Origin of the sequence: Streptomyces flavofungini, assembly GCF_030388665.1 — a bacterium.
GTDB classification, from domain to species: Bacteria; Actinomycetota; Actinomycetes; order Streptomycetales; family Streptomycetaceae; genus Streptomyces; species Streptomyces flavofungini_A.
The window spans coordinates 1,750,045-1,773,463 of record NZ_CP128846.1 but is presented as its reverse complement, the minus strand read 5'-3'; the positions used below and the strand labels follow the sequence as shown (position 1 = coordinate 1,773,463).

General features: G+C 74.3%; 25 protein-coding genes and 1 pseudogene. 21 read left to right on the top strand and 5 right to left on the bottom strand.

Annotation, left to right across the window (positions count from 1 at the left end; genetic code table 11):
* Nucleotides 1–75: 75 nt before the first annotated feature.
* Nucleotides 76–810 carry a class I SAM-dependent methyltransferase gene (locus QUY26_RS06910; RefSeq protein ID WP_289944233.1) on the top strand — a complete coding sequence of 245 codons (735 nt, stop codon included), beginning with the start codon at nt 76–78 and terminating at the stop codon, nt 808–810.
* Between the two features lie 148 nt (nt 811–958).
* On the opposite strand, the pseudogene QUY26_RS06905 reads toward QUY26_RS06910, so the two are convergent.
* Nucleotides 959–1,378, bottom strand: a pseudogene (locus QUY26_RS06905) (DUF4436 family protein); the annotation flags it as partial.
* A gap of 124 nt (nt 1,379–1,502) precedes the next feature.
* Complete coding sequence (locus QUY26_RS06900) at nt 1,503–2,651, bottom strand: agmatine deiminase family protein (RefSeq protein ID WP_289955539.1); 1,149 nt, start codon at nt 2,649–2,651, stop codon at nt 1,503–1,505.
* 430 nt (nt 2,652–3,081) lie between these two features.
* Between QUY26_RS06900 and QUY26_RS06895 the strand changes: the two genes are divergently transcribed.
* The 9 genes from QUY26_RS06895 (at nt 3,082) to QUY26_RS06855 (ending at nt 13,327) form a co-directional block, all read left to right on the top strand.
* Nucleotides 3,082–3,663 (top strand): TetR/AcrR family transcriptional regulator, encoded by a 582-nt coding sequence (locus QUY26_RS06895; protein WP_289944232.1) that lies wholly within the window; start codon nt 3,082–3,084, stop codon nt 3,661–3,663.
* A gap of 331 nt (nt 3,664–3,994) precedes the next feature.
* Entirely contained in the window at nt 3,995–4,828 is an 834-nt protein-coding gene (locus QUY26_RS06890; RefSeq protein ID WP_289944231.1) for a M55 family metallopeptidase, read from the top strand.
* Nucleotides 4,821–6,146, top strand: coding sequence for a M20/M25/M40 family metallo-hydrolase (locus tag QUY26_RS06885; RefSeq protein WP_289944230.1), 1,326 nt, complete (start codon nt 4,821–4,823; stop codon nt 6,144–6,146). The genes QUY26_RS06890 and QUY26_RS06885 overlap by 8 nt, the downstream gene beginning before the upstream one ends.
* 16 nt (nt 6,147–6,162) lie before the next feature.
* On the top strand, nt 6,163–8,163 hold the full coding sequence (locus QUY26_RS06880) for a S9 family peptidase (RefSeq protein WP_289944229.1): 2,001 nt from the start codon (nt 6,163–6,165) through the stop codon (nt 8,161–8,163).
* A 107-nt stretch (nt 8,164–8,270) separates the two neighbouring features.
* Nucleotides 8,271–9,206 (top strand): S66 peptidase family protein, encoded by a 936-nt coding sequence (locus tag QUY26_RS06875; RefSeq protein WP_289955537.1) that lies wholly within the window; start codon nt 8,271–8,273, stop codon nt 9,204–9,206.
* Nucleotides 9,207–9,375: 169 nt separating this feature from the next.
* On the top strand, nt 9,376–9,627 hold the full coding sequence (locus QUY26_RS06870) for a hypothetical protein (RefSeq protein WP_289944228.1): 252 nt from the start codon (nt 9,376–9,378) through the stop codon (nt 9,625–9,627).
* 77 nt (nt 9,628–9,704) lie between these two features.
* Nucleotides 9,705–10,265, top strand: a complete 561-nt coding sequence (locus QUY26_RS06865; protein ID WP_289944227.1) for a GNAT family N-acetyltransferase — start codon at nt 9,705–9,707, stop codon at nt 10,263–10,265.
* Nucleotides 10,266–10,345: 80 nt separating this feature from the next.
* The gene (locus QUY26_RS06860) at nt 10,346–11,242 is read left to right on the top strand and encodes an arginase family protein (RefSeq protein ID WP_289944226.1); all 897 of its coding nucleotides are present in this window, start codon (nt 10,346–10,348) and stop codon (nt 11,240–11,242) included.
* Between the two features lie 126 nt (nt 11,243–11,368).
* Nucleotides 11,369–13,327 carry a DUF5107 domain-containing protein gene (locus tag QUY26_RS06855; protein ID WP_289944225.1) on the top strand — a complete coding sequence of 653 codons (1,959 nt, stop codon included), beginning with the start codon at nt 11,369–11,371 and terminating at the stop codon, nt 13,325–13,327.
* Between the two features lie 145 nt (nt 13,328–13,472).
* Here QUY26_RS06855 and QUY26_RS06850 read toward each other — a convergent pair whose 3' ends face one another.
* The gene (locus QUY26_RS06850) at nt 13,473–13,832 is read right to left on the bottom strand and encodes a VOC family protein (protein WP_289944224.1); all 360 of its coding nucleotides are present in this window, start codon (nt 13,830–13,832) and stop codon (nt 13,473–13,475) included.
* Between the two features lie 136 nt (nt 13,833–13,968).
* Here QUY26_RS06850 and QUY26_RS06845 point away from each other — a divergent pair, with 136 nt between their 5' ends.
* Nucleotides 13,969–14,637, top strand: coding sequence for a phage holin family protein (locus QUY26_RS06845; RefSeq protein WP_289944223.1), 669 nt, complete (start codon nt 13,969–13,971; stop codon nt 14,635–14,637).
* Here QUY26_RS06845 and QUY26_RS06840 read toward each other — a convergent pair.
* Both QUY26_RS06840 and QUY26_RS06835 read right to left on the bottom strand, forming a co-directional pair.
* Nucleotides 14,612–15,100 (bottom strand): hypothetical protein, encoded by a 489-nt coding sequence (locus QUY26_RS06840; protein ID WP_289944222.1) that lies wholly within the window; start codon nt 15,098–15,100, stop codon nt 14,612–14,614. The genes QUY26_RS06845 and QUY26_RS06840 overlap by 26 nt on opposite strands.
* 230 nt (nt 15,101–15,330) lie before the next feature.
* Complete coding sequence (locus tag QUY26_RS06835) at nt 15,331–16,434, bottom strand: enolase C-terminal domain-like protein (protein ID WP_289944221.1); 1,104 nt, start codon at nt 16,432–16,434, stop codon at nt 15,331–15,333.
* A 149-nt stretch (nt 16,435–16,583) separates the two neighbouring features.
* Here QUY26_RS06835 and QUY26_RS06830 point away from each other — a divergent pair, with 149 nt between their 5' ends.
* From QUY26_RS06830 to QUY26_RS06785, 10 genes are all read left to right on the top strand, one after another.
* On the top strand, nt 16,584–17,921 hold the full coding sequence (locus tag QUY26_RS06830) for an NAD(P)/FAD-dependent oxidoreductase (RefSeq protein ID WP_289944220.1): 1,338 nt from the start codon (nt 16,584–16,586) through the stop codon (nt 17,919–17,921).
* Between the two features lie 96 nt (nt 17,922–18,017).
* Nucleotides 18,018–18,347: a gas vesicle protein gene (locus tag QUY26_RS06825; protein ID WP_289944219.1), complete on the top strand. Its 330-nt coding sequence runs from the start codon at nt 18,018–18,020 to the stop codon at nt 18,345–18,347.
* A 109-nt stretch (nt 18,348–18,456) separates the two neighbouring features.
* The gene (locus QUY26_RS06820; protein WP_289944218.1) at nt 18,457–18,888 is read left to right on the top strand and encodes a gas vesicle structural protein GvpA; all 432 of its coding nucleotides are present in this window, start codon (nt 18,457–18,459) and stop codon (nt 18,886–18,888) included.
* Nucleotides 18,885–19,643 (top strand): GvpL/GvpF family gas vesicle protein, encoded by a 759-nt coding sequence (locus QUY26_RS06815; RefSeq protein WP_289944217.1) that lies wholly within the window; start codon nt 18,885–18,887, stop codon nt 19,641–19,643. Before QUY26_RS06820 ends, QUY26_RS06815 begins: the two co-directional genes overlap by 4 nt.
* 17 nt (nt 19,644–19,660) lie before the next feature.
* Entirely contained in the window at nt 19,661–19,939 is a 279-nt protein-coding gene (locus QUY26_RS06810; RefSeq protein WP_289944216.1) for a gas vesicle protein GvpG, read from the top strand.
* Nucleotides 19,940–19,952: 13 nt separating this feature from the next.
* Nucleotides 19,953–20,597 carry a DNA primase gene (locus QUY26_RS06805; RefSeq protein ID WP_289944215.1) on the top strand — a complete coding sequence of 215 codons (645 nt, stop codon included), beginning with the start codon at nt 19,953–19,955 and terminating at the stop codon, nt 20,595–20,597.
* Nucleotides 20,590–21,837: an SRPBCC family protein gene (locus tag QUY26_RS06800; protein ID WP_436840280.1), complete on the top strand. Its 1,248-nt coding sequence runs from the start codon at nt 20,590–20,592 to the stop codon at nt 21,835–21,837. Before QUY26_RS06805 ends, QUY26_RS06800 begins: the two co-directional genes overlap by 8 nt.
* Nucleotides 21,834–22,247, top strand: a complete 414-nt coding sequence (locus QUY26_RS06795) for a gas vesicle protein (RefSeq protein ID WP_289944214.1) — start codon at nt 21,834–21,836, stop codon at nt 22,245–22,247. The genes QUY26_RS06800 and QUY26_RS06795 overlap by 4 nt, the downstream gene beginning before the upstream one ends.
* Nucleotides 22,237–23,139 carry a GvpL/GvpF family gas vesicle protein gene (locus tag QUY26_RS06790; RefSeq protein ID WP_289944213.1) on the top strand — a complete coding sequence of 301 codons (903 nt, stop codon included), beginning with the start codon at nt 22,237–22,239 and terminating at the stop codon, nt 23,137–23,139. The genes QUY26_RS06795 and QUY26_RS06790 overlap by 11 nt, the downstream gene beginning before the upstream one ends.
* The gene (locus QUY26_RS06785; RefSeq protein WP_289944212.1) at nt 23,136–23,408 is read left to right on the top strand and encodes a gas vesicle protein; all 273 of its coding nucleotides are present in this window, start codon (nt 23,136–23,138) and stop codon (nt 23,406–23,408) included. Before QUY26_RS06790 ends, QUY26_RS06785 begins: the two co-directional genes overlap by 4 nt.
* Nucleotides 23,409–23,419: the final 11 nt, after the last annotated feature.

The following is a 23,419-nucleotide window of genomic DNA, read 5'->3' as shown; positions in this document are numbered from 1 at the left end:
TCGGGCGCCGCCCCGAGCGGTAGACCGATCTTGTCGCCGGGTTCGGCGGCGCTTGTCACACCCCGGGGAGCTGACATGGGCGTCACCAGTCGGTACCAAGAGGCCTGGGAGGGCTTCTGGAGCGAGGCACCCACGGAGGCGGGTGGCGTCTTCTGGGACGCCGAGCCCGCCCTCACCGCGGGCGTCCATCTCGCCCTCTTCGAGCCGCATTTGACGGCCCCCGACCTGCCGATGGTGGACCTCGGCTGCGGCAACGGCACTCAGACCCGCTTCCTCGCCGACCGCTTCCCGCGCGTCCTCGGCCTCGACCTGGCGGCCGCCGCCGTCGAGGCCGCCCGCCGCGCGGACCCCGCGGGCCAGGCCGAGTTCCGCCAGCTCGACGTGGCCGACAAGAGCGCGGCCGAGCAACTGCACGCCGAACTCGGCGACGCCAACGTCTACATGCGCGGCGTCCTGCACCAGTGCGAGCCCGCCGACCGGCAGCCGCTCATAGACTCCGTCGCGGCCCTGACCGGCGAGCGAGGGCGGGCCTGCCTCGTCGAGCTCGCCGAGGCCGCGGGGGCCGTGCTGCGCGGCCTGGTCCAGGACGCCGGGGGTCCGCCGCCCAAGCTGGCGCCCGTGTTCGCGCACGGCATCGCCCCGGGCGAGGTGGCCGACGCCGCCGTGCCGGAGCTGGTGCGGGCGGCGGGCCTGACCGTGCTGGCCGCCGGTTCGCTGCCGCTGACCACGACCGAGTACAGAGCCGACGGCACCCGCATCGAACTGCCCTCGAAGTGGCTGGTCGTGGGCCGCGCCGAGACCACCTCGTAGTGTCGGGCCACCGCGCGGGCGTCCCGGCGGGGCACGCCCGCGCACGGCTCACGGGGAGCGGGTGAGTCCTCCGGAGCCGGGCCTCCGCGCGCATGCCCATGACCACCACGGCGATCACGCGGAACGCGATGACCGTCTCCGCCCAGAGGAAGGCGACGCGGTCCAGGAGGCAGCCGATGGGCGGCGCGCCCGGGGCGGTGTTGCGGAGGGCCGCGAGGGCGAAGAGCGTCGCGGCCGTCCAGTCGAGCGCGGGCCACGTCAGGCCCTTGCGTCTGCTCAGCAGGAACCACCCCCCGATCAGCACGGCGACGGCGAGCGCCCACACGGCGGCCATCATGAACACGGAGAAGATGAGCGCGCTGGTGGAGCGTTCCAGGCCGAGCCGGAACACCGCCGCGCCGTCCTCGTCGGACGCCTCGGCCGAGGTCGCGAACAGCGCGTCGTTGTGGGACAGCGTCATCCCGACCGGGACGGGCTCGCCGCCCCGCACGGCGCCGCACTCGAGCTCCGCGTCGTAGGGGTCGAACGGGTAGTCCGTGATGGATCCCGCCGTCAGGGCGACGGGCACGTCCACGGTCGAGACCCTGCAGTGGGCCGGGAAGGTGAGGTCGCCGCGCGTCGAGGGCGACGTCCGGCCGTGCGGCGGAGGGAGGCGTCGGACGACGGCGGCTGCTCCGAGGCCGGACGGGCGGTCAGTCGACCGGCTCGCCGGGCTGGTCGTGCGTGGAGCAGTGGATGCCACCGCCGCCGGAGGCGATCGTGTCGATCTCGACCTGCACGACGTCGCGCTTGGGGAAGTGCTCCTGAAGGATGCTCTTGGCCCGCTTGTCGGCCTCGCGGTCGCCGAACCTCGGCATGAACACGGAGTCGTTGGCGACGTAGAAGTTGGCGTACGTCGACACGAAGTCGTCGCCCTCGCCGGTGATCCGGTCCAGGTCGGGCTGCGGCAGGTCGATGACCTCGAAGCGGCGGCCCTTGGCGTCCGTGGCCTCGCTCAGGACGGACTTCGCCTGGTCGGCGGCGCGGGACCAGGAGTCGGCGGGCGTCCCGGGGAACGCCCGGTCCAGGAGCACCACGCCGGGCGCGGTGAACCGCACGAGGCTGTCCACGTGCGCGTCGGTGATGTCCTCGCCGCGCACACCCTTGAGCCAGACCACCTTCTCGACGCCCAGGGTCTTCTTCAACTCGGCCTCGATCCGGTCCCGGCTCTTGCCGCGGTTGCGGTTGTCGTTGACGATCGAGCTCTCCGTGATCAGGAGCGTGCCCTCGCCGTCGGTCTCGAACGAGCCGCCCTCGGCGACCAGGGGCGCCTTCTCGCGGGGGATGTCGTACTCCGACAGGAGGGTGCGGCCCACCCGGCCGTCGTGGGTGTGCTCCTGCTTGTTCCCCCACCCGTTGAAGTTGAAGTCGACGCCGACGACCTCTCCGTCCTCCTCCACGAACACGGGCACGGTGTCGCGCGCCCACAGGTCGTCGACGGCGAGGGGGATGACCTCGACGTCGCGCCCGCACGCCCGCTGGGCGGCCTTGACCTGGTCGGGCCGCGCCATCATCACCACGTACTCGTACTCCGCGATGGCGCGCGCGATGCGGGCGATGTCCTCCCGTACGTAGGGCAGGTCCTCCGCCCACACCGACTCCAGGGCGGGCCACGACATGAAGGTGCGCGCGTGGCTCTCCCATTCGGCGCCGAGGCGCCGGCCTTCGCTCGCGGTGTCCGCGCCCGCCGTGCCCGCGGCCTTCGTCGCGCCGGAGCCGCCGGGCCCGCAGGCGGCGGAGCCGAGGACGACGGCGCCGGCGCCGGCGAGGGCCCGCAGGGCGGAGCGGCGGGTGGCGCGCATCGAGGCGAGGGGGGACGCCGGGGCGAGGGAGGCCAGGCGGGAGTGGGGGGTGAGGGGGGTGAGGGGGGACACGGTGAACTCCGATCATCGTGGTCGTCACAAGCTAGCCGTCGGCGGGGTGCCGCGCTCGACGAGCGCGGCACGGACGGCGGGTGCTGTGCCGGGGAGCGGCCGGGTGGTGCGCCGAGCCGGGGAGGTGCGGGCGGGCGGGCCCATCGGTGGCCGTGCTGCCACTGTGGCATGGACTGAAAATTCAGTCAAAGAGATGGGGAGGTGTGTGCCGGAGGCGAGCGGGCCGATGGACGGACCTTCCCGCCCTCGGCCCGGGCGGGGCGAGCATCGCCGGACGGCTCGTCGAGGCCGACCCGGCCCCGGCCCCGCCCCCGGCCGGGACGGCTGGGCCCGAACCGGCCCGGTAGGGTTCGGATCCATGGCGCCTCGCTCTACCCAGATCCTCGAAGCGGCCGCACGGCTGATCGCCCGTCGCGGAGTACGCGGCCTGCGCGTCGAAGAGCTCGCCGCCGAGGCCGGCGTCTCCACCGGGCTGATCTACTACCACTTCAAGGACCGCACCGGGATCCTGCGCCACACCCTGGAGTTCATCAACAGCCGCGCCGAGCGCTACACCACCGGCCGCGACCCCGAGGCCGAACCCCTCGCTCCCCGGGAGGAACTGGAGGAGATCCTTCTCCTCGAACTCCAGGACACCCCCGAGGTCAGGGAGAACAGCTCCGCCTGGGGCGAGTTGCGGGCGAGCGCCGTCTTCGACGAGGTGCTGCGCGAGGACCTGGCGCGGGCCACCCTGGTGTGGGTGCAGGAGGTCGCCGCGCTCCTCGGCCAGGTGCAGCCGACGGCCCCGGCGCCCGCCCTCGCCGCCGCCGGAGAGCGGCTCACCGCGCTGCTCGAAGGCCTCAGCGTGCGCTGGCTCAGCGGCGGGGTGCGGCTGGACCACGCACGGGACCTGATGCGCGGCGCCATCGACGCGGAACTGGCGCTGCTGCGGCAGAGGTAGCGCCGCGCGGGAGTGTCGCCCGCCGACTCGCCCCGGTCCGCGGCTGGCCCGTGCCCGGGGTTCGCCGCCCCCCCGACAGCAACGATTCACGTGTCGGCTCCGGACTGAAAATCCAGTCAGTTCGCCAGTGGTGTCACTCCGCCTGCGGCCCGGCGCGCACGGCGGGAGCGGGGGAGAGGCCTAGGCCGGGGCGATCCGTACCGCGTAGCGTGACGCCCTGTGAAGATCTTTACCTCGGACCGGCGGTGCCCGTGGGCCCGGTGAGCGGTGCTGATGCCGCTCCCCGCGCCCACGTCTCGCACGCACCGCCTCGCACCCAAGGCTGGAGCTCATGAAAATCCTCATCAGCGCCGACATGGAGGGCGCAACCGGCGTCACCTGGCCCGCCGACGTGCTGCCGGGCACGCCCCAGTGGGAGCGGTGCCGGTCGATGTTCACCTCGGACGTGAACGCCGCCGTGCTCGGCTTCTTCGACGGCGGCGCCGACGAGGTGCTGATCAACGAGGCGCACTGGACCATGCGCAATCTGCTCCTCGAACAGCTCGACGAGCGGGCCGAGATGCTCACCGGCAGGCACAAGTCCCTCTCCATGGTCGAGGGCGTCCAGCACAGTGACGTGGACGGCATCGCCTTCATCGGCTACCACGCGGGCGCGGGCATGGAGGGCGTCCTCGCGCACACGTATCTGGCCAACCAGATCACCGGCGTGTGGGTCGACGGCGTCCGCGCCAGCGAAGGGCTGCTCAACTCGCACGTCGTCGCGGAGTACGGCGTCCCCGTCGTCCTCGTCACCGGCGACGACCTGGCCTGCGAGGACGCCCTCGGCTACGCCCCGGGCGCGCTGAAGGTCGCCGTCAAGGACCACGTGTCGCGGTACGCGGCGGTGTGCCGCACCCCCGCGCGCACCGCCGCCGACATCCGGGCCGCCGCCAAGGAAGCGGCGGCGCTCGCCGTGCGGCACGAGCCGGTGGCGGGCGGCCCGCACACCGTGGAGGTCGAGTTCGACGCGGAACACCTGTCGATGGCCGCGACGGTCGTTCCGGGCGTGCGGCGCGTGGCGGAGCGGAAGGTCGCCTACACGAGCGACACCATGTACGAAGGCATCCGCACGTTCAAGGCGGTCACCACGATCGCCTCCGCCGCTGTCGAGGAGCAGTATGGCTGACCAGGTCGACCCTCAAGCACTGGACGAGGTCGTCCGGTTCACCTCGGACCTCATCCGCATCGACACCACCAACCGCGGCGACGGCGAGTGCCGCGAGCGCCCCGCCGCCGAGTACGCCGCCGAGCAGCTCGCCGGGGCGGGCCTGGAGCCCACGCTCCTGGAGCGCACACCGGGCCGCACGAACGTCGTCGCGCGGATCGAGGGCACCGACCCGTCGGCGGACGCGCTGCTCGTCCACGGCCATCTGGACGTGGTCCCCGCCGAGGCCGCCGACTGGCGCGTGCACCCCTTCTCCGGCGAGATCGTCGACGGCGACGTGTGGGGGCGCGGCGCCATCGACATGAAGAACATGGACGCGATGGTCCTCGCGGCCGTCCGCAGCTGGCGGCGTGCGGGCGTGCGGCCGCGCCGCGACATCGTGATCGCGTTCACCGCCGACGAGGAGGCCAGCGCCCTCGACGGCTCCGGGTTCCTCGCCGACGAGCACGCGGGCCTGTTCGAGGGCTGCACGGAGGGCGTCAGCGAGTCCGGGGCGTTCACGTTCCACGACGGCCGGGGCAACCAGCTCTACCCGATCGCGGCGGGCGAGCGCGGCACCGGCTGGCTCAAACTCACCGCGCGCGGCACGGCGGGCCACGGCTCCAAGGTGAACCGCGACAACGCGGTCAGCAGGCTCGCCGCGGCCGTCACCCGCATCGGGGAGCACCGCTGGCCGGTGCGGCTCACCCCGACGGTGCGGGCGGCCCTCGTCGAACTCGCCGGGATCTACGGCCTGGAGGCCGACCCGGACGCGCCCGGCTTCGACGTCGACGCCTTCATGGAGAAGCTCGGCCCGACCGCCGCCCTCGTCGAGCCCACGGTGCGCAACAGCGCCAACCCGACCATGCTCCAGTCCGGGTACAAGGTCAACGTGGTGCCCGGTGAGGCCACGGCCTATGTGGACGGCCGATATGTGCCGGGCGGCGAGGAAGAGTTCCGCGCCACCCTTGACCGGCTCACCGGACCGGACGTCGACTGGGAGTTCCACCACCGGGAGGTGGCGCTGCAGGCGCCGGTGGACACCCCCACGTACGCCAGGATGCGGGCGGCCGTCGAGGAGTTCGCGCCGGAGGGCCGCGTCCTTCCGTACTGCATGTCGGGGGGCACGGACGCCAAGCAGTTCTCGCGGCTCGGCATCCGCGGCTACGGCTTCTCGCCGCTGCGGACGCCGGAGGGCTTCGACTACCAGGCCCTCTTCCACGGAGTGGACGAGCGGGTGCCGGTCGAGGCGCTGCACTTCGGCACCCGGGTGCTCGACCGCTTCCTGCGCACGGCCTGACCGACCCTTGGGGGAGATGAACGACATGGCGAAGACCAAGCCGTACGGCTCGTGGCCGTCCCCGATCGACGCCGCGCTCGCCGCGGCCCACGACGGCCACCCCGCCTTCGTCGGCATCGTGGGGGACGAGGCCTGGTGGACCGAGCCGCGGCCCACCGAGGGCGGGCGGCGGGCGCTGGTGCGGCGCCGCCAGGACGGCACCGAGGAGTCGGTCCTTCCGGCGCCGTGGGACGTCCGCAGCCGCGTCATCGAGTACGGCGGCCTGCCCTGGGCCGCCGCCGCACGGCCCGGTGACCCGCGCGGACCGCTGCTCGTCTTCGCCGACTTCGCCGACCAGCGCCTGTACGTCCACGAGCCCGACGCTTCCGGGGCCGAGCCCAGACCCCTGACCCCGCTGTCCGGCGTCGGCGGCGGCCTGCGCTTCGCCGACCCGCGCGTCCTCCTCGACCGCGGCGAGGTGTGGTGCGTCCTGGAGGAGTTCACCGGCGAGGGCCCCACCGACGTGCGGCGCGTCCTGGTCGCCGTACCGCTCGACGGCTCGGCCGCCGAGGACCGGACGGCGCTGCGGGAGCTGTCCGACGGGCGGCACCGCTTCGTCACCGGACCGCGGCTCTCCCCGGACGGCACCCGGGCCGCCTGGCTCGCCTGGGACCACCCGCGGATGCCGTGGGACGGCACGGAGCTCCTGGTCGCCGACATCGCGGCGGACAACACCTTCGCGGCCCCCCGGGTCGTCGCGGGCGGCCCGGAGGAGTCGATCGCGCAGGCCGACTGGGCGCGCGACGGACGGCTGCTCTACGCCAGCGACCGCTCCGGCTGGTGGAACCTGTACCGCGCCGAGCCCGACGGCACGGCGAGCGCCCTCTGTCCGCGCGAGGAGGAGTTCGGCGGGCCCCTGTGGCAGCTCGGCCTCAGCTGGTTCGCGCCCCTGGACAGCGGCCTGATCGCCGTCGTGCACGGCACCGGCGCCACCGCGCTCGGCATCCTCGACCCGGAGACCGGCGAGGTCGTCGACGCGGCGGGCCCCTGGTCGGAGTGGTCCGCCTCGCTCGCCGTCCACGGCACCCGCGTCGCCGGTATCGCCGCCAGCCCCCGCAGCGCCTACGAGGTCGTGGAGCTGGACACCCGCACCGGCAGGGCCCGCGTCATCGGCGCCGCGCACGACGACCCGGTCGACCCCACGTACTACCCCGAACCCCAGATCCGCACCTTCCTCGGCCCCGCGGGACGCGAGATCCACGCCCACATCTACCCGCCGCACCACCCCGGCCACCTCGCCCCCGGGGGCGAGCTGCCGCCCTACGTGGTGTGGGCGCACGGCGGCCCCACCTCCCGCGCCCCCCTCGTCCTCGACCTGGCCATCGCCTACTTCACGTCCCGCGGCATAGGCGTCGCCGAGGTCAACTACAGCGGCTCCACGGGGTACGGCCGGGCCTACCGCAACCGGCTGCGCGAGCAGTGGGGCATCGCCGACGTCGACGACTGCGCGGCCGTGGCCCTCGCGCTCGCCGACGAGGGCACCGCCGACCGCGCGCGGCTCGCGATCCGGGGCGGCAGCGCGGGCGGCTGGACCACGGCGGCCTCCCTGACCACGACCGACGTGTACGCCTGCGGCACCGTCATCTACCCCGTGCTCGACCTCGCCTCCTGGCAGGACGGCGAGACCCACGACTTCGAGTCGCGCTACCTGGACACCCTGGTCGGCCCCTACGCCGAGGTGCCGGCACGCTACGAGGAACGCTCGCCCGCCCGGCACGCCGACCGCATCACCGCGCCGTTCCTGCTGCTCCAGGGCCTCGACGACGTGATCTGCCCGCCCGCGCAGTGCGAGCTGCTCCTGGAGGGGATCAAACGGCGCGGGGTGCCGCACGCGTACATCGCCTTCGAGGGCGAGGGACACGGCTTCCGGCGCGCGGACACCATGATCAGGGCCCTGGAGGCCGAACTCTCCCTGTACGCGCAGGTGTTCCGCCTCGACCCGGCGGACGGCACACCCGCCCTCGACCTCGCCGAGTGACCGCAACCGAGGAGCCCATGCCCGAGCAGCCCGCGTCCGACGAGTCCGTGCCCGGTCCGAAGCTGACCGTGCCGCCGCCCGCACCGGCACCCGCGCCCGCGGTCGCCATGCCGCCCCTGGTCCGCCCGCCCCGGCTCGTCCCCGGCGACCGGGTCGCCGTCGTCGCGCCGAGCGGGCCCGTGCCCGAGCACCGGCTCGAAGCGGGCCTCGACATCCTGCGCGGCTGGGGCCTGGAGCCCGTCGTCGCCCCCCATGTCCTCGACGTGCACCGGGAGTTCGACTACCTCGCGGGTGAGGACGCCGACCGGGCCCGGGACCTGGAGAGGGCCTGGCGCGACCCGTCGGTGGCGGGCGTGTTCTGCGCGCGCGGCGGCTACGGCGCCGCGCGGATGGTGGAGCTGATCGACTTCCACGCCCTGCGCGCCTTCCCGCCCAAGGTGTTCCTCGGGTACAGCGACATCACCACGCTGCACGAGGCGTTCGCGCGCCGCCTCGGCCTCGTCACCCTGCACGGGCCGATGGTGGCCGCGGCCGACTTCCTCAAGAACGCCCGCGCCCAGGAACACCTGCGGCTCACCCTGTTCGAGCCGGAGGCCGTCCAGGTCGTCGACTCGCCCGGGCGGCCCCTCGTGGGCGGCCGGGCCCGCGGGGTCACCTTCGGCGGCTGTCTGTCCCTGCTCGCCGCGGACGCCGGGGTGCCGGGGACGCGGCTGCCGGCGCGCGGCGGGCTGCTGTTCCTCGAGGACACCGACGAGGAGCCGTACCGGCTCGACCGCTACCTCACGCAACTCCTGCGCGCGGGCAGCCTCGACGGCGTCACGGGCGTCGCCCTCGGCTCCTGGGAGGAGTGCGGGCCCTACGAAGCCGTGCGCGCGGTCCTGCGCGACCGGCTCGGTGGGCTCGGCGTACCGATCGTGGAGGAGTTCGGATTCGGCCACTGCGACGGGGCGCTGACGATCCCGTTCGGGGTGCCCGGGGAACTGGACGCGGACACGGGGAGGCTGCGCCTGGACACACCGGCGCTCGGGGAGCGCTCGGGCTGAGACGGGGCGCGGGCCGCCGGGGGGCGGACCCGTCCGCCCCACCGCCGTCACCCGAATGGCCCACCCCGTCCCGCCCCCGGCGGGCACCCACCGCGCGGGATCGCGTACCACTGCCCATCCTGGACCCGGGGGAGCGGCCGGCGCTCCGACGGAACGGAAGGGTCCTGACATGAGCCCCAAGAGCTCCACGGGCGGCTCGACGAGCCCCTCGAAGGGTGGCGTGGGCGCGCTGATGACGCCCGCCAGAGTGACCGTCGCGGTGATCGCCCTCCTCACGCTCGTCTTCATCTTCGAGAACACCCGCAGCACCAAGATCCGGCTCCTCATCCCCGAAGTCACCGTGCCGCTGTGGATGGCGCTGCTCGGCACCGGCCTCATCGGCGCCCTGTGCGGGGCCTTCTTCGTCAGCCGGCGCAAGTGACGGCGTCCGGGCCCCCGGGTCCGGCCGCCGGACGACCGCGTACGGTGACCCCGCGGGCCGCCGGGTAGCGTGGCCGGATGTCGCACACCCGTCCCGCCCCGCTCGCCGAAGGCCCTCGCGTGGGCATACGCCCCTACTCGTACGCGGACGCCGCCGAGTTCACCGCCCGGGCCCGGGAGAGCGGCGAGCTGCACCGGCCCTGGCTGTTCCCGCCGACGACGGACGAGAACTTCGCGGCGTACGCGCGCGTGCTCATCGAGGACCCCACCAAGGCCGGTTTCCTCGTGTACGAGCGGGCCGACGGCGCCCTCGCCGGATTCATCAACATCAACAACATCGTCGAGGGCGGCTTCCGGTGCGGGGCGCTCGGCTACGGCGCGTTCGCGCACGCGGCGGGGCGCGGACTCATGCGGGAGGCGCTCGCGCTCGTCGTGAGCCACGCCTTCGGCGAACTGCGGCTGCACCGCCTGGAGATCAACGTCCAGCCGCGCAACACCGCCTCCATCGCGCTCGCCCGCCGCGCGGGCTTCCGCCTCGAAGGGTTCTCACCTCGCTTCTTGTTCATCGACGGCGCCTGGCGCGACCACCAGCGGTGGGCCCTCACCACCGAGATGACGGCGGCCGACACCCTCCGCTGACGGGGGCCGGGACCGAACGCCGGAGGCCGGCGGCCAAAGGCCATTGAAAGCCGCCGCGCGGGTCACGCAGGATGAGCGGCATGCGAACTGTTGTGATCATCGACGCGCCCTCCAACCTGGGCCTGCGTCCGCCCGCGCCCGGCACCGTACCCGGCTGCTACAAGCTCGCCGGAGCGCTGCGCGAGCGCGGCATCCTGCGCCGCCTCGACGCCGTGGAGGGCGGCGTCGTCGTACCGCCCCGCTACGACCGCGGCGACTGGAAGGAGGGCGACGGCGTCTTCAACGCCGCCGCCATCGCCGCCTACACCCCGAAGCTCGCCGACCGGATCGAGCGGCACGTGCGCGCCGGTGAACTGCCCGTCGTCCTCGGCGGCGACTGCTCCATCCAGCTCGGCGCGTCCCTCGCGCTGCGCCGGATCGGACGCTTCGGCCTCGCCGCGATCGACGCCTCCGCCGACTTCCGCCACCCCGGCAACTCCGACCGCGTGGGCGCCGCGGGCGGCGAGGAACTGGCGCTCGCCACCGGCCGCGGCCAGCGCGACCTCTCCGACCTGGAAGGGCTGAGCCCCTATCTGCGCGACGAGGACGTACGGCTCTTCGGGATGCGCGACGAGGACGAGGACCGGGCCGAGCTCGGGGAGCTCGGCATACCCACCGTCACCGTCGGCGAACTGCGCCAGTGGGGCGCCGACGACGTGGCCCGCTCCGCCGTCCTGAGCCTGGAGAACGAGGCCCTGGCAGGCTTCTGGGTGCACCTCGACGCCGATGTCCTCGACCCCTCCGTGATGCCGGCCGTCGACAGCCCCGACGCGGACGGCCTGCACCCCGACGAACTCCTCGCGCTCCTGCGCCCGTTGGTCCGCTCCCCGCGCTGCGTCGGGCTCAACGTCACGATCTACGACCCCGACCTGGATCCGGACGGCACCGCGGGCGACGTCCTCACCGACGTGGTCGTCGCGGCCTTTGCGGAATCCTGACCCTTCTGTACGAAATCCGTGCGCAATCCTGACCGGCGAAGGCCCTGGCCGGAGCGGGGCCGAGCGTGTTCCATGGTCAACGAGAGGCCCGGGGGCGCGCGGCGTCCTTGAACTGAGGAGGACGCCTTGGCGACGACCGTGCGACGCGACACGACGACCCTGCCGGCGGCCGATCTCGGGCCGGAGAACCCGCTGCCGCCGCTCAGGCCCCTGGACGCGGCGCACGGGCTCGACGACCGGGACCGGCAGGGGCTGCCGCGCGACATGGCGCGGCAGCTCACGTACGAGCCGCTGCGGTCGGTGCTGCCCGTACGCGTCCGCGACGGCTACGGCCGCGAGCGGACCCCGACGTCCTTCGACACGATCGTCATCGAGAACACCCGGTTGCGCGTCACCGTCCTGCCCGGTCTCGGCGGCCGCGTCCACTCCCTCTTCCACAAGCCGACCGGGCGTGAACTCCTCTACCGCAACCCGGTGTTCCAGCCCGCCGACTTCGCCCTCAACGGCGCCTGGTACTCCGGCGGCATCGAGTGGAACATCGGCGCCACCGGCCACACGGCCCTGTCCTGCGCGCCCCTGCACGCCGCGCGCCTGACCGTGCCCGACGGCGGCGAGATGGTGCGCCTGTGGGAGTGGGAGCGGCTGCGCGACATCCCCTTCCAGGTCGACCTCTGGCTGCCGGAGGACTCCGACTTCCTGCACGTCGGCGTGCGCGTCCGCAATCCCCACGAGCGGCCCGTGCCCGTCTACTGGTGGTCCAACATCGCCGTGCCCGAGGATCGCCGGGTCCTCGCCCCCGCCGACGAGGCCTGGCACTACGGGTACGCGCGCACCCTGCGGAAGGTGCCGGTGCCCGAGCACGACGGCGTGGACCGCACCTACCCGCCACGCGCCGAGTTCCCCGCCGACTACTTCTACGACGTCCCCGACGGGGCCCGCCGCTGGATCGCGGCTCTCGACGCCGACGGGCACGGAATCGCGCAGACCTCCACGGCCCTGCTGCGGGGCCGCAAGCTCTTCGTGTGGGGCACCGGCGCGGGCGGGCGGCGCTGGCAGCGCTGGCTCACCGAGCCCGGCACCGGCGGCTACGCCGAGATCCAGGCGGGCCTCGCCCGCACCCAGCTGGAGCACGTACGCCTCGACGCGGAGAGCGAGTTCGCGTGGCTGGAGTCGTACGGGCCGCTCACCGCCGCCCCGGACGTCGTGCACGGCGCCGACTGGGCGGCGGCCCGCGGCGAGGCGCAGGCGCGGCTCGACCTCGCGCTGCCCGCCGCCGCCGTGGACGCCGCCTACGCGCGGTGGCGGCCCTGCGCCGACGCCGAGCCGCAGGAGACGCTGGCCGTCGGGTCGGGGTGGGGCGCCCTCGAAGTCCTGCGCGGGCAGTACAAGCTGCCGGGCACGCCGTTCGCCGAGTCCACGCTCGGCCCCGAACAGGAGCCGTGGCTGGAGCTGTTGCGCAGCGGGGCCGTGCCGGAGCCCCGCCGGGTCGGGCCGCCGGGGCCCACCCTGGTCGCCCCGCACTGGCGGGACATGCTGGAGACGGCTCCCGCGCGCCCGCACGCCGAGTACCACCTGGGCGTCGCCCAGTGGCACGCCGGAGACCTCGCCCAGGCGGTCCGCAGCTGGGAGCGCGGCCTGGAACTCGCCCCGTCCCGCTGGCCGTTGCTGCGCTGCCTCGCCGTCGCCGACCAGGAGTCCGGCCACGTGGAGCGCGCCGCCGACCGGTACGCCGAGGCCTTCGACGACCTGTGCGCCGAGCGCCGCGACGACGGCGTGGTGTGGTCCGCGGCGACCGCGGCCCTCGGCCGCGAGGCCATCGCCGCCCTCGTGGCCGTGGGGCGCCCCGAGGCGGCGCGCGGCGTCTGGGACCGTCTGCACCCCCGCACCCGCCGCACGGGCCGGTTCCGCCTGATCGAGGCCCAGCTGCTCCTCGCGGAGGGCGAACTCGCCGCCGCCCGCGCCGTCTTCGACGAGGACTTCGAGGTGGCCGACCTGCGCGAGGCCGACGAGGTCGTCGGTGAGGTGTGGGCAGCGGTGTCGGACGAGCCCCTGCCGGAGAGGTACGACTTCCGGATGCGTCCCTGAGGGGCTGTGCGGTGAGGGTCCTTGCGTCTCTTCCGACCGCCCGTCCGCCCGCGCGCCCTCGCCCGTCCCGGTGCGCCCCAGGACGGTCCGGGACGACGGCGACGGGTGGGCGCGGGGTGGGCGCGGGGTGGGTGCGGGGCGAGGGTCAGTCGGGGGTGGGGGCGTTGCGGTCGACGTACTCGAAGACCGAGCCGTCAGGGTGCATCGCGATGAGGTTGCGGCCCGCGGGCGTCGGCACGGGTCCGGCGACGATGTGCGCGCCGGAGGCGGTGAGGGTCGCGTGCGCCTCGTCGACGTCCTTGACGGCGATGGTCGCGGCGACCTTGCGCAGCACCTCCAACTCCGCCTCGGGGCCGCTCATGAGCAGAAAGCAGCCGACCGAGGCGACGGCCACGCCGCCCCGCTCGAAGCGCATCGCGGTGCTGCCCGTCAGCCGTTCGTAGAACGTGACGGACGCCTCCAAGTCGCTGACGCAGACACGCAGCACGGTTCCCAGGATCTCCATGGGGACGAGCCTAGTTGGCGCCGCGCGGACACGAGATCGTTTCCGGTTCTCGGGCCCCCGGGGACCGCCGCCGTTACGCACCGCCACCGCCGGGTACCCGTCCGCCCCGACCGCTTCGGACAGGAAGGACGAGAAGATGCCGGTCCAGGACAAGAACGCACCACTGACGGACAGGACCCTGGGCGACGCCCTGTCGCAGGTCGTCCGCGACGCGGTGCACGAGTCCCTGCGGCAGACGGTGCGCGAGGAGCTGCGCCGCGAACTGCGTGAGGAACTGCGCACGGAGGTCTCCGGGGTGGCGCGCAAGCAGCGCCGCAAGGCCGCGCTGTACGCGTCGTCCGGCGTCGCCGCCCTGTACGCGGGCGCGGGTGCCGCGCTCGCCCTCGGCCTGGCCATCGCGCTCGGCCTGCCGGGCTGGGCGGCCGCGCTGATCGTGACCGTGCTGCTCGCCGTGGCCGCCGTCCTGATGCGCAACGCGGCCCGCTCGCCGGGGAAGGCCCACGGGGCGCGTGAGGCTTCCGAGGGACTGCCGACCCCGCCGGTCCCGGAGGCGCCCGTGGCCCCCGAGGCACCCGCACGGCCCGCGTCGGCCGGGCCCCCGGCGGCAGCGAATCCCCCGGCCGCCCCTGCCGCTCCGGCGACCCCCGCCGCCCCCGTGACCCCGGCGGAGCCCGCACCTCCGACGCCGCCGACTGCTCCCCAGGGCGGCACGCCGCCGACCGGCGCCCCCACCAGTGGCACCGCCGACTTCCCGACGGTCCCGCCGTCCCGCGCGCCCCTCAGGCCGCCCAACCCGCCCGTCTGATCACTTCCGCCGCGATGTCACCCACCGCCCGGCCGTCCGTCGGCACGCGGTGGGTGTCCGGCGGCACCAGTTCGTCCAGGTGCCGGGCCATGAACGCGCTGCGGCGCAGGTGCCGGTCCAGCTCCGCGCCCACCTCGCGCTCGCCGAGGCGCTGTTCGGCGGTGGCGTCGGTGGCCGTGAGCAGGATCCGGACGAGCCGGGGGCGGGCGATGGCCTCGGTGAACAGCCACTCCTCGGAGGGCAGGACGCTCGCCGTGTTCGTGTGGACGAGGCGGTGGCAGCCGAGGTCGGCGTAGTTCGCCCAGAGGGCGGCGAGGTTGCGGCACGTGAGCCGGGAGCGGTGCGGGTCACCCGCCGGGGCCGGGTGGACCGCGTCCAGGAAGTCGCCCTCGATCAGGGCGTGGCCGACGTCGGCGGCCCGCAGCCGGGCCGCGATCTCCCAGCCGACCGAGGACTTGCCCACCCCCGAACGGCCCCCGATCAGCACGACGTCCGGCCCCGAAGCCGTGCTGGGACCGGGCGTCGTGGCGTCAAGCAGTCGTGGTGGCACCGGCCGTCGTGGCGTTCACGGCAGCCGGGGTGGCGCCCGCAGCAGGGGTGGCCGCGGCCGTCGCGGCGTCCCCCGGTCGACCCGGTATCCCTCATCGCGTCCATGAGCGCGAGCATGCCCGCGCCCCACGCCCCCGCGCGCCCTCACGCGACCCGGTACTCCTCCACATCCGGCGTCCGCAGGCACAGCCCGTGGCCGGTGCCGCCGCCCGGGCGGACCGTGCCGCCGGTCGGGTCGAGGACGCCGTCGAAGACGATCGACTCGACCCGGACGTGGTCGTGGAACCACTCGATGTGCCGCAGGTTCGGCACGCAGGCCGCGACCGTCGCGTGCGCGTGCGGGGCGCCGCGCGCCGACACCTCCAGGCCGTGGGCCTCGGCGAGCGCGGCGGCGCGCAGCCACGCGGTGAGGCCGCCGCAGCGGGTGGCGTCGGCCTGGAGGCAGTCGACGGAGGGGATCATCCGCGCGAAGTAGGGGAGGCCGTACCCGTAGGCGCCCGCCGCGATGTCGCAGACGAGGGCGTCCCGCACCAGCGCGAGCCCCCGCAGGTCGTCGGAGGACACCGGCTCCTCGAACCAGCCCACGCCGTGCTCGGCGAGTGCCCGGCCGATCCGGACCGCCTGCTTGCGGGTGTACGCGCCGCCCGCGTCTACGTACAACTCCGCCTGCCGCCCGATCACGTCGCGGGCCCGCCGCACCCGCGACACGTCGCGCGCCGCGGCCCGCCCCCAGGCCTCGCCCACCTTGATCTTGACGCGCGGTATCCGCTGGCCGTGCACCCAGCCGTTGAGCTGGGCCGCCAGATGCGTGTCGTGGTACGTGGTGAAGCCGCCGCTGCCGTAGACCGGCACGTCGTCGCGGGCCGCGCCGACGAGGCGGACCAGCGGGACCTCGAAGAGGCGTGCCTTGAGGTCCCACAGGGCGATGTCCAGGGCCGAGATGGCGCGGGCGGCGAGCCCTTCCCGGCCGGTGTCGCGCACGGCCTTGGTCAGCGCGTCGTGCGCGGCGGGGATGTCGAGGGCGTCGCGGCCCGCGAGGACGGGCGAGAGCTGTTCCCGTACGAGGTCGACGGTGGCGGCGGGCGCGTAGGTCCAGCCGGTGCCGGTGGCGTCGCCCCCGGAGACCTCCGCGACGACGATCGTCGTGGTGTCCCACGCGAACGTGCCGTCGGCCTCGGGGGCGTCCGCCGGAATCGTGTACGCCGACACCACGGGTGGCTCCACGCTGACGTATCCGGACTCGGCCATGGGGCACACGCCCTTCGCTGCGGTGTGCGGTCCGGGTAACCCGGGGGCAGGGCGGCAAACGGCGGGCGTTTCGCCCCGGGCGTCCCCGGGCACGCGGGAGTTCCGTTCCGGAACACACCGGACGTACCGGACCACGCCGGAGGCACACTGTGAGCCGAACTGCCAGCCGACCGCACGTCGTCATCGTCGGTGCAGGCTTCGCGGGGTTCCAGGCCGCCCGCACCCTGTCGCGGCTGACCCGCGGCCGGGCCGACATCACCCTGCTCAACCCCACCGACTACTTCCTGTACCTGCCGCTGCTGCCCCAGGTCGCCGCGGGCGTCCTCGAACCGCGCCGCGTCACCGTGTCGCTCGCGGGCGCGCTGCGCCACGTACGCCTCGTGCTCGGCGAGGCCGACGGCATCGACCTGACGCGCCGCGCCGTGCACTACGCCGACCCCGAGGGCCAGGACGGTGAACTCTCCTACGACCGCCTGGTGCTGGCCGTCGGCAGCGTCAACAAGCTGCTGCCCGTGCCCGGCGTCGCCGAGCACGCGCACGGCTTCCGCGGACTGCCCGAGGCCCTGTACCTGCGCGACCACGTGACGCGGCAGATCGAGCTCGCCGCGGCCGCCGACGACCCCGCGACGTGCCGGGCGCGCTGCACGTTCGTGGTGGCGGGAGCCGGTTACACGGGCGTCGAAGTCGCCGCGCACGGCGAGCTGTTCACTCGATCCCTGGTGCGGCGGCAGCCGCTGCGGACCGGCATCGAGCCGCGCTGGGTGCTCCTCGACATCGCCCCGCGCGTCCTGCCCGAGCTGGACCGGCGGCTCTCCGACACCGCGGACCGCGTGCTGCGGCGGCGCGGCGTGCAGGTCCGCACGGGCACGTCCGTGCAGGAGGCGACCCGCGAGGGCGTGCTCCTCTCCGACGGCGAGCTTCTGCCCACGCGCACGCTGCTGTGGTGCGTGGGCGTCCGGCCCGACCCGCTCGTCGCCGGGATCGGCAGCCCCCTGGAGCGCGGCCGGCTGCGCGTCGACCCGTTCCTGAACGTGCCGGACCACCCCGAGGTGTTCGCGTGCGGCGACGCGGCGGCCGTGCCCGACCTCACCGAGAAGGGGCAGTACACGGCGATGACCGCCCAGCACGCCTGGCGCCAGGGCAGGACCGCGGGCCACAACGTCGCCGCGTCCCTCGGCCTCGGCAAGCGCCGCTCCTACCGCCACCACGACCTCGGCTTCACCGTCGACCTCGGCGGCGTCAGCGGCGCCGCCAACCCGCTGGGCGTCCCGCTGTCCGGCCCCCTCGCCGGCGCCGTCACCCGCGGCTACCACCTGGCGGCGATGCCGGGCAACCGCGTCCGGGTCGCCGCGGACTGGCTCCTGGACGCCGTACTCCCGCGCCAGGGCGTGCAGTTGGGCCTCGTCCGGTCCTGGTCGGTGCCGCTGGACACGGCGTCGCCGGAGACCGCGCGGGTGGCGGGCGCGCCGGAGCGGACGCGGAAGTAGCGACGACGGGCGCAAGGAGCGACGACGGGACGAACGGCCCCGCGCCCCGAGGGGTTTGGCCCGCGCCCGCGGGGTCACCCGGACCAGGAGGTGGCCATGACCCAGACGTCGAGAAAGCAGAGTACGAACCAGAAGAAGGCCGACGCGGACAACGTGCCCGGACCCGTCGTCGTGCTGCGCTGCGCGCGTGAGCAACTGGCGGAACTCACCGGTCTGACGGTCGAGTCCGTGTCGTCCTTCGAACGATCCGAAGAGGGCTGGGACCTGGCCGTCGAGGTCCTCGAACTGGCCCGCGTGCCGGACACGATGAGCCTGCTCGCGACCTACGCCGTGACCCTCGACCCGCAAGGCGACCTGATCGGGTACCGGCGTGTGCGGCGCTACGAGCGAGGGCGGGCCGACCCGCCCCGGCCGGGCGGCGGCTGACCCCCGCCCCACCGGACGGCGACCGGCCCGCCCCGGACGTTCCCGGAGACCTCAAGGCAACCGACACCCCAGGCAAGACCGACACCCAAGGCAAGGAGGACCGGTCGGCATGACCGTCGTCCCAGCACAGCAGTCCGGCGGCGCAGGCGGCACCAGCGGCCTGTACGACGTCATCGAACTCATCCTGGACCGCGGCCTCGTGATCGACGCGTTCGTCCGCGTCTCGCTCGTCGGCATCGAGATCCTGAAGATCGACGTGCGGGTCGTGGTCGCGAGCGTCGACACGTACCTGCGGTTCGCCGAGGCCTGCAACCGCCTCGACCTGGAAGCGGGCCCGCACAAGAGCCCCGGCCTGCCCGACCTCGTCGGCGAGATCACCGAGTCCGGCGCGCGCGGCAAGTCCAAGGGCGCGCTCTCCGGCGCCGCGGAGACCATCTCCGACGCGTTCCGGCAGGCCCGCGAGGAAGGCCGCGCCGACGAGGAGCCCGCCCGGCCGCGCGCCCGGCGCACGTCGTCCCGCAGGAAGGAGGAGCAGGAGTGACCACGTACGTCTACGGCATCGCCGCCGCGGCGCACCCGGCGCTTCCCGACGGCATGGACGGCATCGGCGACCCCGCGCAGAAGGTGCGCGTCCTGCGCCGGGACGGCCTCGCCGCGCTCGTCTCCGACAGCCCCGACGACCTGCGGCCCAAACGCCGTGACCTGCTCGCGCACCGATCCGTCCTGGACGAGGCGGGCGCGGGCGGCCCGGTCCTGCCGATGCGCTTCGGCAGCCTCGCGCAGGACGACGACGCCGTCCTCGCGGTGCTCGACGACCGCTGCGAGCACTACGAGGAGCGGCTGCGCGCCCTCGAAGGCAAGGCCGAGTACAACGTGAAGGCCGCCCACGACGAGCAGGCCGTGCTGCACCAGGTGCTCGCCGACAGCCCCGAGCTGCGCGCCATGGTCGAGGCCAACCAGCGTGCGGGCGGCGGCAGTTACGAACAGAAGCTGCGCCTCGGCGAGCAGGTGACCGCGGCCGTGCGGGCCCGCGAGGCCGGTGACGGCGCCGAGGTCCGGCGCGCCCTGGAGCCGCACGCCGACTCCGTGAGCGCGGGACCCGACGGCAGCGGCTGGCTCGCGAACGTGTCGTTCCTGGTGAGCCGCGACCGCGCCGACGGATTCGTCGCCGCCGTCGAGGAACTGCGCCGGGACCACCCCCACCTGGAACTGCGCGTACACGGCCCGCTGCCCCCGTACAGCTTCGTCGACCCGGGCCCGGCGCGGCCCGCCGACGATCCTGCGGGCGTGGGCTGAGGCGGTGAGGTCCGTCCATGGGACTCGTCGGCGAACTGCTCGCCCTGCCGCTGGCCCCGGCCCGGGGCACCCTGTGGGTGCTCCGGCAGGTGGCCGCGGAGGCTGAGCGGCAGTACTACGACCCCTCGGCCATCACCGAGGAACTCGCCCTGCTCGCCGAGCGGTTGGACGCCGGTGAGATCACCGAGGACGAGTTCGACCGCCGCGAGGACGAACTCCTCGCCCGTCTCGGCCACGGACCCGCCGGCGGCGTGGCCCGGGCGGACGACCGACCGTCGGCACCGTCAGGGCAGTGAGGACAGGAACGTCATGAATCGACTGGCAGTGGGCCTCGCCGTGGGCGCGGGGTACCTTCTCGGACGCACGAAGAAGGCGAAACTCGCCTTCGCCGTGGGCACGATGGTGGCGGGCCGCAGGCTGCAGCTCAGCCCCGGCGCGCTCGTCGGCGCGGTGACCCGGCAGCTGGAGGACAACCCGCAGTTCAAGGAGATCGGCGACCAGCTGAAGCAGGACCTGCGGGGCGTCGGCAAGGCGGCCACCGGCTCGCTGCTCGACCGGCAGCTCGAAGGCCTCGCCGACCGGCTGCACGACCGCACCCTGGACGTGCGCGACCGGCTCTCGGGGGTCACTCCCGACACGGACGGCGTGCCCGGCGCCGACGAGGCGCCCGACCAGGCCGACGAGACGTCCGACAAGGCCGCAGAGACGTCCGACAAGGCCAAGGGCGCGGGCAAGAGCGCGGGCGGTACGGCCAAGGCCGGCGCGCGAAAGACGGGTTCGGCGACGAAGAAGGCCACGTCGGCCGCCCGGGGCGAACGCAAGACGGGCCCGTCCCGCAAGACCCAGGGCTCGCGCGGCACGGACGGCGCCCGCGGCTCGCAGCAGCGCGGCACGGGCACACAGCGGCGCACCGCGAAGAAGGCCACCCGGACGCGGGGAGGCAGCGATGACTGACACCCGCGAGGAGACCCGCGAGCGGACCCGCGAGGACACCGGCAACGGCTCCGGCAACGGCTCCGGTGACAGCGCCGGTGCCGCGAACATGCTGCGGTCCGCCGCTCACAGCCCGGCGGCGGACCGCCTGAAGGACGAGGCCAAGGCCTACGCGATGGCGCAGGCCGAGCGTGCCCTGATCGGGGTCGGCCGCAAGCTCGGCGAGACCACCGTCAAGCTCAACGACATCGCCGACGGCCGCAGCCCCGGCCTCGGCAAGCTCGCCCTCGAAGGCGGCCGCAAGCTCACCCAGGGCAAGGGCCCGCTGCGCAGCGCCGCGGAACTCGGCGGCAGCCGCCTCAAGGACTCGGTCAAGGGAGCCGTGCGGAACCTCACCGGGCGCCGCAAGAAGGGCGGGGGCGGCCAGAAGCCGACCGTCATCCTGGAGTACGTCGACGTCGGCGTGCCGGTACGCGAGGCCTACGACCAGTGGACGCAGTTCCAGGACTTCGCCACGTTCGCCAAGGGCGTCAAGAGCGCGAGCGCGGCAGGCGACACGGACTCGGACTGGCAGCTCAAGATCTTCTGGTCGAGCCGGAGCTGGAAGGCCCACGTCACCGAGCAGGTGCCGGACCAGCGCATCTCCTGGACCTCGGAGGGCGCGAAGGGCACCACGAAGGGCGTGGTCACCTTCCACCCGCTCGGCGAGCAGCTGACCCGCGTCCTGCTCGTCGTGGAGTACTACCCGAAGGGCCTGTTCGAGAAGACCGGCAACATCTGGCGCGCCCAGGGCCGCCGGGTCCGCCTCGACCTCAAGCACTTCGCCCGGCACCTGTCGATGCGCGGCGAGGCGAGCGACGGCTGGCGCGGCGAGATCCGCGACGGCGAGGTGGTGCGCGGCCACGACGAGGCGGTGGCGGAGGAGGAAGAGGAGAAGACGGCGGGCGCGGACGACCCCGAGGGCGCGTACGAGGGACACGAGGAGGAGGACGGGGGCGAGGACGGCGAGGGGGCGTACGACGAGGACGCGGAGGACGAGGACGAGGACGAGAGCGACGACGAGGACGAGAGCGACTACGCGGTGGACGCGGAGGACGCGGCGGACACCGACAGGGCCGACACCGACCCGGAAGCGGTCGACGACGAGGACCTGGCGGACGAGAACCTGGCCGACGAGGAGGAGAGCGACGACGAGGACCTCTACGACGAGGACGGCGATGACGAACTCGTCGCGGCCGACGGCGCCCGGAACCGCCGATGACGACCGCGAGCCGCTTGCCCGAGCCCTACCCGCAGGGCGGCGCGAACCTCGCCGACATCCTCGAACGCGTCCTGGACAAGGGCATCGTCATCGCGGGCGACATCCGGATCAACCTGCTCGACATCGAGCTGCTCACGATCAAGCTCCGCCTCGTCGTCGCCTCCGTGGAGCGCGCCAAGGAAATGGGCATCGACTGGTGGGAGGACGACCCGGCGCTGTCCAGCGGTGCGCGCCGGACCGCGCTCGCGCGGGAGAACGACGAACTGCGCCGCCGCGTCCAGCAGTTGGAGGCGGCCGTGGCGGCCGACGGCCGCGCCGCCCTCGACCGCGGCGGCGCCACCGCAGCTGACGGCACCGGGCAAGACGGCACCGGGCGAGACGGCCGAGGAGAACGCGAACGTGAACGATGACCTGCGCTATGTGTACGCCGTGTGCCGCCCGTTCGCCGCGCCGCTGCACGCCGACCTCACCGGCGTGGGCGGCGCGCCGCCGCGCCGGCTCGCCCACGAGGGGCTGGTGGCCGTCGTCAGCCCCGTCCCCGAACGGGACTTCGGCCGGGAGGCGTTGCGCGCGCACCTGGAGGACCTGGCGTGGCTCGCGGAAACGGCCCGCGCCCACCAGAACGTCGTCGCCGCCCTCGCGACCGTGACCTGTCCGCTGCCGCTGCGGCTCGCGACGGTCTTCCACGACGACAGCGGTGTACGCGCCATGCTGGAGGACGAGTCCGAGCGGCTGCACCGCATCCTGGACCGGATCGACGGCCATGTGGAGTGGGGCGTGAAGGTGTGGCTGGGCGCCGCAACGGGGGACGGGGACGGGGGTGTGGGCGGGGACGCCGACGCCCCCGGGGCCGACGCAGCCTCGGCCCCGCGCGCGCCGAGGTCGGGGCGGGACTATCTGCGCTGCCGCAGGGCCGGGAACGCGGCGCGCGAGGAGGCCCTGGCACGGGCCGAGGTGTTCACGCGGCGCCTGCACGGCGACCTCGCCCGGTACGCGGCCGACGCCCGGCTGCACCCCGTGCAGAGCGGTCCGCTCACCGACGCCGGAGCGGGCCGGAACATCCTCAACTCCGCCTATCTGGTGCCGCGTACGTGGTCCGAGGAGTTCCTGGAGCTGATCGGCCGCACGCAGGGCACGAGGCCGGGGCTCCGCGTGGAGGTGACGGGGCCGTGGGCCGCGTACTCCTTCACGGACGACCCCGGTCTCACGGATGACCCCGGTCTCACGGACGACCCCGGCGCGGGGGAGACACCGCACGGCGGGGAGGGCGCGGCACGTCAGGACGTGGGTGGGGCGCCGTGAGCGCGGCGGCCGACCGCTTTGGGCGCGCGTCCGTCCAGCCGTTCGCGCGCCGGGAGATCGCGCTCGTCGACGTGCTCGACCGGCTGCTCGCCGGCGGCGTGGTCATCACGGGCGCCATCACCCTGCGCATCGCGGACGTCGACCTCGTCCGCATCGACCTGAAGGCGCTGATCAGCGCCGTCAACGCCCAGGTGCCCTCGCCGTGGCCGACGGCCGCGGACGGCGACCGGGGCGCGGGCGACCGGCGTACCGACCCGGAGGCGCCATGAGCAAGAGGGAA

Coding starts and splice junctions, on each gene's coding strand:
- QUY26_RS06910 (WP_289944233.1), top strand. CDS start 76: ATGGGCGTCACCAGTCGGTACCAAGAGGCCTGGGAGGGCTTCTGGAGC.
- QUY26_RS06900 (WP_289955539.1), bottom strand. CDS start 2,651: ATGCGCGCCACCCGCCGCTCCGCCCTGCGGGCCCTCGCCGGCGCCGGC.
- QUY26_RS06895 (WP_289944232.1), top strand. CDS start 3,082: ATGGCGCCTCGCTCTACCCAGATCCTCGAAGCGGCCGCACGGCTGATC.
- QUY26_RS06890 (WP_289944231.1), top strand. CDS start 3,995: ATGAAAATCCTCATCAGCGCCGACATGGAGGGCGCAACCGGCGTCACC.
- QUY26_RS06885 (WP_289944230.1), top strand. CDS start 4,821: ATGGCTGACCAGGTCGACCCTCAAGCACTGGACGAGGTCGTCCGGTTC.
- QUY26_RS06880 (WP_289944229.1), top strand. CDS start 6,163: ATGAACGACATGGCGAAGACCAAGCCGTACGGCTCGTGGCCGTCCCCG.
- QUY26_RS06875 (WP_289955537.1), top strand. CDS start 8,271: ATGCCGCCCCTGGTCCGCCCGCCCCGGCTCGTCCCCGGCGACCGGGTC.
- QUY26_RS06870 (WP_289944228.1), top strand. CDS start 9,376: ATGAGCCCCAAGAGCTCCACGGGCGGCTCGACGAGCCCCTCGAAGGGT.
- QUY26_RS06865 (WP_289944227.1), top strand. CDS start 9,705: ATGTCGCACACCCGTCCCGCCCCGCTCGCCGAAGGCCCTCGCGTGGGC.
- QUY26_RS06860 (WP_289944226.1), top strand. CDS start 10,346: ATGCGAACTGTTGTGATCATCGACGCGCCCTCCAACCTGGGCCTGCGT.
- QUY26_RS06850 (WP_289944224.1), bottom strand. CDS start 13,832: ATGGAGATCCTGGGAACCGTGCTGCGTGTCTGCGTCAGCGACTTGGAG.
- QUY26_RS06845 (WP_289944223.1), top strand. CDS start 13,969: ATGCCGGTCCAGGACAAGAACGCACCACTGACGGACAGGACCCTGGGC.
- QUY26_RS06835 (WP_289944221.1), bottom strand. CDS start 16,434: ATGGCCGAGTCCGGATACGTCAGCGTGGAGCCACCCGTGGTGTCGGCG.
- QUY26_RS06825 (WP_289944219.1), top strand. CDS start 18,018: ATGACCCAGACGTCGAGAAAGCAGAGTACGAACCAGAAGAAGGCCGAC.
- QUY26_RS06820 (WP_289944218.1), top strand. CDS start 18,457: ATGACCGTCGTCCCAGCACAGCAGTCCGGCGGCGCAGGCGGCACCAGC.
- QUY26_RS06810 (WP_289944216.1), top strand. CDS start 19,661: ATGGGACTCGTCGGCGAACTGCTCGCCCTGCCGCTGGCCCCGGCCCGG.
- QUY26_RS06805 (WP_289944215.1), top strand. CDS start 19,953: ATGAATCGACTGGCAGTGGGCCTCGCCGTGGGCGCGGGGTACCTTCTC.
- QUY26_RS06800 (WP_436840280.1), top strand. CDS start 20,590: ATGACTGACACCCGCGAGGAGACCCGCGAGCGGACCCGCGAGGACACC.
- QUY26_RS06795 (WP_289944214.1), top strand. CDS start 21,834: ATGACGACCGCGAGCCGCTTGCCCGAGCCCTACCCGCAGGGCGGCGCG.